This is a genomic window from Amycolatopsis sp. NPDC059021 (assembly GCF_042739895.1).
GTDB lineage: Bacteria > Actinomycetota > Actinomycetes > Mycobacteriales > Pseudonocardiaceae > Amycolatopsis.
On sequence record NZ_JBHYIQ010000004.1, the window covers coordinates 1 to 7,521 of the forward strand.

The 7,521-nt window shown below is 67.8% G+C and carries 8 protein-coding genes; 4 read left to right on the forward strand and 4 right to left on the reverse strand.

From position 1 onward, the window contains the following. Positions 1-187: 187 nt before the first annotated feature. From rsmG to ACFWX1_RS02840, 3 genes are all read left to right on the forward strand, one after another. Positions 188-868 carry a 16S rRNA (guanine(527)-N(7))-methyltransferase RsmG gene (gene rsmG, locus ACFWX1_RS02830; protein WP_378383152.1) on the forward strand — a complete coding sequence of 227 codons (681 nt, stop codon included), beginning with the start codon at positions 188-190 and terminating at the stop codon, positions 866-868. Between the two features lie 86 nt (positions 869-954). Further along, positions 955-1,881, forward strand: a complete 927-nt coding sequence (locus tag ACFWX1_RS02835; protein ID WP_378383154.1) for a ParA family protein — start codon at positions 955-957, stop codon at positions 1,879-1,881. After that, on the forward strand, positions 1,878-2,894 hold the full coding sequence (locus tag ACFWX1_RS02840) for a ParB/RepB/Spo0J family partition protein (protein WP_378383156.1): 1,017 nt from the start codon (positions 1,878-1,880) through the stop codon (positions 2,892-2,894). The genes ACFWX1_RS02835 and ACFWX1_RS02840 overlap by 4 nt, the downstream gene beginning before the upstream one ends. 174 nt (positions 2,895-3,068) lie before the next feature. Here ACFWX1_RS02840 and ACFWX1_RS02845 read toward each other — a convergent pair whose 3' ends face one another. Next, positions 3,069-4,019, reverse strand: coding sequence for a D-alanine--D-alanine ligase (locus tag ACFWX1_RS02845; protein WP_378383158.1), 951 nt, complete (start codon positions 4,017-4,019; stop codon positions 3,069-3,071). A gap of 41 nt (positions 4,020-4,060) precedes the next feature. After that, on the reverse strand, positions 4,061-5,380 hold the full coding sequence (locus tag ACFWX1_RS02850) for a PLP-dependent aminotransferase family protein (RefSeq protein ID WP_378383160.1): 1,320 nt from the start codon (positions 5,378-5,380) through the stop codon (positions 4,061-4,063). Positions 5,381-5,586: 206 nt separating this feature from the next. Between ACFWX1_RS02850 and ACFWX1_RS02855 the strand changes: the two genes are divergently transcribed. Continuing rightward, positions 5,587-6,231: a GNAT family N-acetyltransferase gene (locus ACFWX1_RS02855; protein WP_378383162.1), complete on the forward strand. Its 645-nt coding sequence runs from the start codon at positions 5,587-5,589 to the stop codon at positions 6,229-6,231. A gap of 7 nt (positions 6,232-6,238) precedes the next feature. Here the strand turns inward: ACFWX1_RS02855 and ACFWX1_RS02860 are convergent, their stop codons facing one another. Both ACFWX1_RS02860 and ACFWX1_RS02865 read right to left on the reverse strand, forming a co-directional pair. After that, positions 6,239-6,787, reverse strand: a complete 549-nt coding sequence (locus ACFWX1_RS02860; RefSeq protein WP_378383164.1) for a DUF4287 domain-containing protein — start codon at positions 6,785-6,787, stop codon at positions 6,239-6,241. A gap of 428 nt (positions 6,788-7,215) precedes the next feature. Next, positions 7,216-7,521: N-acetylmuramoyl-L-alanine amidase (locus ACFWX1_RS02865; RefSeq protein ID WP_378383166.1), on the reverse strand; the 306-nt coding region annotated here is incomplete at its 5' end.

A 7,521-nucleotide genomic window follows, 5' to 3' on the forward strand; every position in this document is an offset into this window, starting at 1 on the left:
GACCCCCCCCACACCCCCCCCCCAGCTCGGACCATGTATCGTGGGCTGGGATATGTGTATAAGAGACAGCCGCTCGCGGAGTGGACTTGTCCACAGTTGCGGTCTGTCGACTCGATTTGGTCGCGGCATCAGGGACAATCAGCCGAGCGCGTTTCACGTGAAACGCGGCAGACAAGGAGTGGATGTAGTGAGCTTGGACGGCGTCGCTTCCGCGGTGCGCACGGCAGCGGCTCGGGTGTTCGGTGACCACGTCGACCAAGCGGCGGCCTATGTCGAACTCCTCGAGAGTCACGGCGTCGAGCGTGGGCTCATCGGTCCCCGGGAGGTCGACCGGCTCTGGGATCGGCACGTGCTCAACTCCGCTGTCATCGGCGAGCGGATCCCCGAAGGCGCTCGCGTGATCGACGTCGGGTCGGGTGCGGGCTTTCCGGGAGTACCGCTCGCCATCGCCCGACCGGACCTCGATATCGTTCTCCTCGAACCGATGGCCCGCCGGACCGACTGGCTGGCCGAGGTCGTCGAGAAGCTGGAACTTCCGATCACCGTCGTCCGAGGACGTGCGGAGGAGCGGGCGGTTCTTCAAGAGCTGAGTGGCGCGGACATCGTCACGGCTCGTGCGGTCGCCCCGCTTGCCCGGCTCGCCGCCTGGTGTCTTCCTCTTGTTCGTGTCCAAGGATCCGTGGTCGCCCTCAAAGGGGCGAGTGTCGCGGCGGAGATCGAGCGGGACCGAGCGGCCGTCCGCAAACTCGGGGGCGGTGATCCGGCGGTCGCCACCTGTGGCGCGGAGGTACTCGACGTCCCCAGCACGGTTGTGATGATCAAACGCCTGCCGCCGAAACCGCCTCGGCCACGCGGCAGGAGGAGCTAGCGCAGAAGAACGGGCCGCATGTTCCACGTGAAACGACGCGGTGCGTACGTCAACCAGTCGTCTATCCAGAGGAGGTGTCGAGACCGGTGACTCCCCCACCGTCCGACTCCGCGAACACCGGCCACGAGTTGGCTTGGACCCCGATCGCCGAGGAAGCTGTCCGTGCCGCACGAGTCCTGCACCCGGAGGAGGGTGGACTCCCCCGGCCCACTCACCGGCGCGTGCTGACCGTCGCCAACCAGAAGGGCGGCGTCGGTAAGACCACCAGCACGGTGAACCTGGCTGCCGCGCTCGCCGTGCACGGGCTCAAGACGCTTGTCATCGACCTCGATCCGCAGGGCAACGCCAGCACCGCGCTGGACGTCGATCACCGGTCCGGGACGCCCTCCATCTATGAGGTGCTCATCGGTGAGGTCTCGCTCGCCGAGGCGTCCGCGGTCAGCGAGCAGTCGCCCAATCTCTACTGCGTCCCCGCGACCATCGACCTCGCCGGTGCGGAGATCGAACTCGTGTCGATGGCGTCCCGGGAGTCCCGGCTCAAGGAGGCGATCTCGTCGGAGATCCTCGACGAGATCGGCGTCGACTACGTCTTCATCGACTGCCCGCCGTCGCTCGGCCTGCTGACCGTCAATGCGATGGTCGCCGCGCAGGAGGTCCTCATCCCGATCCAGTGCGAGTACTACGCGCTGGAAGGTCTGGGACAGCTGCTGAGCAACATCGAGCTCGTCCAGGCGCACCTGAACCGCGAACTCAGTGTCTCGACCATTCTGCTCACCATGTACGACGGCCGCACGAAGCTGGCCGACCAGGTGACGCAGGAGGTGCGTAACCACTTCGGCGACCTCGTGCTGAAGACCGTCATTCCGCGCAGCGTGAAGGTCTCCGAGGCGCCCGGGTACGGCCAGACCGTGCTCGCCTACGACCCCGGTTCCCGGGGAGCGATGAGCTACGTCGACGCGGCGCGGGAGATCGCCGAGCGAGGCGCATTGGGTCAAGGAGGAAATGGTTCATGACTGAACGACGCGGAGGACTGGGTCGCGGGCTTGCCGCGCTGATCCCGACCGGGCCGGCGACCACGGGCGGTTCGGCGCCGTCCTCCTCCCCCGCCGACCCGGCGCCCGCGAACACGCAGTCCGGGTCGAAGGACGACACGGGCTGGTTCGCGGCGAACGGGGCAGCCGGTTCCCACGGTGGTGAGGTCGCCGGTGCGGTGTACCGCGAGGTGCCCGTCAGCGCGATCAAGCCCAACCCGAAGCAGCCGCGTCAGGTCTTCGATGAAGAGGCGCTGGCCGAACTCGAGCACTCGATCCGCGAGTTCGGTCTCATGCAGCCGATCGTCGTCCGCGAGCTCGGCAACGACGAGTACGAGCTCGTCATGGGCGAGCGGCGACTCCGTGCTTCGCAGCAGGCCGAGCTCGAAGCGATCCCCGCGATCGTCCGGCAGACCGCCGACGAGTCGATGCTGCGGGACGCGCTCCTGGAGAACATCCACCGGGTGCAGCTGAACCCGCTCGAAGAAGCAGCGGCGTATCAGCAGTTGCTCGACGAGTTCGCGGTGACCCATGAGGAACTGGCGAGCCGGATCGGCCGCAGCCGCCCGGTCATCACCAACACTATCCGGCTCCTGAAGCTCCCCCTCCCGGTGCAGCGGCGGGTGGCGGCGGGCGTGCTTTCCGCCGGACACGCGCGCGCCCTTCTGTCGTTGGACGACGCCGAGAGCCAGGAAGAGCTCGCTGCCCGGATCATCGCGGAGGGTATGTCGGTCCGGGCGACGGAGGAAGCCGTCACGCTCAAGAAGAGTGAGAAGCCGGCGAAGCAGAAGCCTGCCCCGCGCAAGCCGATGCAGGCGCCCGGTCTCCAGGAATTGGCGAACCGGCTTTCCGATCGGTTCGACACCCGGGTCAAGGTCGACCTCGGCCGCCGCAAGGGCCGGATCGTGCTCGAATTCGGTTCGGTCGACGACCTCGAACGCATTGTTGCGCTCATGGACGAAAATGCGGCGAATCGGACACCGGAATCCGACTAGGGATCACACCAGGGTCTTTCGTCACGGTGACAGTTCCTGGTGGTGAAGTCATGATCACCTGAAGTGAGCAGGTGTCGGACGTGGCGAGGGTGCCCGCGTCAGCGGTCAAAGAGGCGCCAACGACAGAGCCGGGCGGAGTCCGCCCGGCTCGTGGTCGCTCAGTGAAGGGTGGGGTCAGCCCGCGCGGCGTACGGCGCGGGCGATCAGGTCGCCGAACACGGAACCCAGCGACTGTCCGGCCGCTTCCATGGCCATCGGCACCGTGGACGTCTCGGTGAGCCCCGGCGACAGGTTCACTTCGAGGAAGTACACCGTGCCGTCCTCGGCCACCACAGCGTCCGTACGGGAGATATCGCGCAGACCGAGCTGCTGGTGCGCGGAAACGGCGAGCTCCCCGACGGCCTTGGCCGCCTCCGGGGAAATCCGCGCGGGGGTGAAGAAGTCGGTGAGCCCGGCGGTGTAGCGCGCGGTGTAGTCGTAGATGCCGCTCTCCGGCACGATCTCGACCGCGGGCAGGGCCTCGGCCCCGTTCTCACCCTCGACGACGGTGACGGCCACCTCGACGCCGTCCACGAACTGCTCCGCGAGAACCGTGTCCCCGTATGCGAAACAGCCGACCATCGCGGTGGGCAGCTCGGCCGCGTCGCGGACGACCTGGGCACCGAGCGCGGAGCCGCCCTGGTCCGGCTTGAGGATCAGCGGCAGGCCGAGCCGCTCCACCATGGCGTCCAGCACGGCCTGGGCGCCGAGCTCGCGGAAAGTGCTGTGGGGCAACACAACCCAGTCCGGTGTGGTGAATCCGGCCTTGGCCACCAACGATTTCGCGATGGGTTTGTCCCACGCGCGGCGGCAGCCCTGCGAGCTGGTGCCGACGAACGGCACGTCCAGCATCTCCAGAACCGTTTGCACCGAACCGTTTTCGCCCTCGCCGCCGTGCAGCGCCACGACCACGGCGTCGGGACGGTGCGTGCGCAGCCGTTCCATCAGCCCGCTGTCGGTGTCCCATTCCTCAACGGTGAACCCGTCGGCCCGCAGGGCGGCCGAAAGCCGCCGTCCGGACCGGAGAGAGACGTCGCGTTCGTGCGAAAGCCCACCGGCGAGCACGGCAACGGTGTGGTCGACCACCGTGGGAACTCCTTTGACGCTGTTCGTGGACGCGCGGCCGGTCAGACCGTGTCCGGATAAGGGGTCTGCGGCCCCGAGATCGTGCGGGTGTTCACGCTACCGAAAGTGCGGGCGAGGTCCATTTCGGACTCCAGCACCGAGGCGAGCCTGCGCACGCCCTCCCGGATGCGTTCGGGCGTCGGGTAGCAGTACGACAGTCGCATCTGACGGCTGCCGAATCCGTCGGCGTAGAAACCGGTGCCGGACGCGTACGCCACCCTCGCGGTGACCGCGCGGGGCAGCATCGCCTTGGTGTCGACGCCTTCCGGCACCGTCACCCACACGTAGAAACCACCGTCCGGTTTGGTCCAGGTGCAACCGGCCGGGAGGTATTGCTCCAGCGCGGAAAGGATCGCGTCGCGGCGTTCGCGGTAGTTCTCCCGGAACTTCTTGATCTGGCCCTTCCAATCGTGCGTGGCGAGATACCGCGACACGATCATCTGGTTGAAGGTGGGCGGGCACAGCGTCGCCGATTCCGCCGCCAGGACGAGCTTTTCGCGCACGGCGTGCGGGGCGAGCACCCAGCCGACGCGCAGGCCCGAGGCGAAGGTCTTGGAGAACGAGCCGAGGTACACGACGTTCTCGGGATCCATGGAGCGCAGCGCGGGATAGGTCTGGCCGTCGAAACCGAGTAGGCCATACGGGTTGTCCTCGACCACGAGCACCCCGTGCTCGCGGCAGATCTCGAGGATCTCGGCACGGCGTTCCACGGCCAGCGTGACACCGGCCGGGTTGTGGAAATTCGGGATGGTGTAAAGGAATTTGACGCGCTGCCCGGCCTTCTCGGCCTGCTTGAGCGCTTCGCGAAGCCCCTCGGGGACCAGGCCGTCGTCGTCCATGGCGACATGCACGACGTTCGCCTGGTACGCCGCGAACGAGCCCAGCGCGCCGACGTAGGACGGGCCCTCGGCGATCACGACGTCACCGGGGTCGCAGAACAGCCGGGTGACCATGTCGAGGCCCATCTGCGAACCGACGGTCACGACGACGTCGTCCGGATGCGCCTTGATCCCCTCCAGCGCCATGATCTCGCAGATCTGGTCCCGCAGGGCGGGCACACCGTGCGCGGAACCGTACTGGAGCGCGACCAGCCCGTCCTCGGCGATGATCTCGGCGACCTGGGCCGACAGCGTGTCGAGCGGCAGCGCGGCGAGGTTCGGCATACCGCCGGCGAGGGAGACCACCTCGGGCCTGCTGGCTACCGCGAACAACGCTCGGATCTCCGAGGCGGTCATCCCCGCGGTGCGGGCGGCGTACCGCTCCAGGTGCGGGTCGAGGTTGTGGCGGCCGGCTTGCGGCTTGACGGGGCGGTTCTCGGTCATCGGAGGATTCACCCGGGGTTCGGCGGTCTCGATCTACCTGCTGGTAGATCCATCGAGTGTAACCGGGGGCCGTTCGGGCACCCTCCCCTTTCCGCGCTCGTCACATCGGCCTATCCTCACAGGGGGCTCTTTCGGTACGCCCTGCTCTTTCGCAGGTCAGCGGCCGATACCAGCCGGCCGGGTTGTGCATTCCAGGGAGGTCGCGGGTGTCGCGTCGCGTTGTGGGCGTCACACTGGACAATCTGGAGCACCTGCCCAAGAGCTGCCGCCGGTGCGTCTACTGGGAGGTCGCGCCGCATCTCAAGGCGCAGGCCGAGGAATACGGCGCCACCGAGGTCGAGAAGGAAGCCTGGGTGTCCAGCGTCCTGCTGGAATGGGGCTCCTGCGGCCGGATCGTCTACAGCGACACCCTCCCCGTCGGTTTCGTGCTCTACGCGCCGCCGAACGCGGTCCCTCGCGCGCTCGCCTTCCCGACGTCGCCGCCGAGCGCGGACGCCGTCCTGCTGACGGCGTTCCAGGTGCTGCCGGAGTTCCGTGGCGGCGGGCTCGGCCGGATGCTCGTGCAGGCGGTCGCGAAAGATCTGACGAAACGCGGCGTGCGGGCGATCGAGGCCTTCGGCGACGCGTCCCCGGACGACAAGGACCCGGCTTCGGGGCACGACTGCGTCCTGCCCGCGGCGTTCCTGCAGAGCGTCGGCTTCAAGACCGTCCGGCCGCACAAGAAGTGGCCGCGGCTGCGCCTGGAGCTGCGTTCGGCGATCACCTGGAAGGAAGACGTCGAGGCGGCGCTGGAGCGCCTGCTCGGCCAGGTGACCATCACCACCGCCGAGCCGAGCCTCGGCCGCGCGTAGCGACCGCTCAGCCCCGCTTTTCGAGCAGGTTCTTAAGCGCGGCCAAGCGCTCTCGCCAGTACGTCTTGAACTGCTCGGCCTCGGCGGCGTCGGCCAGTCGTTCGTGGATCAGCCCGACCTGTGCTTTGCCGCCCTTGTCGACGAAGCCGACGTTGACCCTGGTCGTGCCGTCGCTCCAGTCGAACCGCGCGGACCGGTGCGGCTGGCTGGTGCGTTCCCGCAGTTCGCCGTCCGGCAACCACTCTTCGCGGAGCTTTTCGTCGGTGACGGCGGCGTAGAGGTCTTCGACGGGGACGTTGACGGTCTTGCTCGCGCTGACGTTGTGGCGGCCGTCGCGCCCGCCGCCGGGTGCCCGGAGCCCGCGAGCGCGCTCGTACTCGACGGTGATGGTCTGAGCCCACCAGTTGCCGAGCCCGTGTTCGCCGACGAGCCAGGCGACGATGTCCTTGTGCGGGTGCTCGGCGGCGCCCCAGGCGTCGAGTTCGAGGTTCCAGCCCGCCCAGTCGCGGCCCGTCGCCCGCTGGACGGCTTCGGTGGTCGTGAGGGTCTTGCTCATGTCGGCGCTCCTCCGGCTTCGAGTGTCTCTCACCGGGGACGTAGAAGCTGCTTCGGATTTCTCGACATGCTGCCGGAGAAACCTCGGAAGAACTTCTCGGCGCCAGCTGAGTAGCACGGAGAGGTCTGGGACGAAAGCACCATTTCGACACCTGTGCACAGCTGTGGAAGAAGGGCCGAGTTATCCACAGATTGCTGATGAGCGCGGTGGAAAACCTGTGGATGGGTAGACTGTTATTGGGGACGCCCCCCAGGGAGGGCGGGGGATGTCCCTAGGTGTGGTGTGCCGGGCCGGGGTGGGGCGCAAGGTGTTGTGGCGGTCGGCTGGTCGGTGAATTTTCAGCCAAGTGCGGCAGGGTTGTGGTTTGTTTCGGGGCGCGGCTGGGTGCGGGGTCCGCTGTGGTGCGGACCCGGGGCGCGCGAGTGGGGTTATTCGGCCTTCGCGAGTTCGTGGGCCAGGACGTCGGCGAAGGTGAATGTGCCGGTCGGCTGATCGCCCTCACCGAGCAGGTACAGCCGCTTGACGGCGACCAGGATGCCCTCGGCGACCACGTCGCGGAAGGCGGGGTCGGCCAGCCTGCGGGCGTCGTCCGGGTTGGTCAGGTAGCCGATCTCGACCCGGACCGCGGGGCAGCGGGTCTTGGTGAAGATCTCCCAGGTCTTGTAGTGCGTGCGGCAGTCCAGCAGACCGGTCCGCGCGGCCAGTTCGCGCTGGATGAAACCGGCCAGCAGCTC

Bases quoted from the DNA above. Each gene is read 5' to 3' on its own strand.
- ACFWX1_RS02850 (WP_378383160.1), bottom strand. From the start codon at position 5,380: ATGACCGAGAACCGCCCCGTCAAGCCGCAAGCCGGCCGCCACAACCTC.
- ACFWX1_RS02860 (WP_378383164.1), bottom strand. From the start codon at position 6,787: ATGAGCAAGACCCTCACGACCACCGAAGCCGTCCAGCGGGCGACGGGC.
- ACFWX1_RS02840 (WP_378383156.1), top strand. From the start codon at position 1,878: ATGACTGAACGACGCGGAGGACTGGGTCGCGGGCTTGCCGCGCTGATC.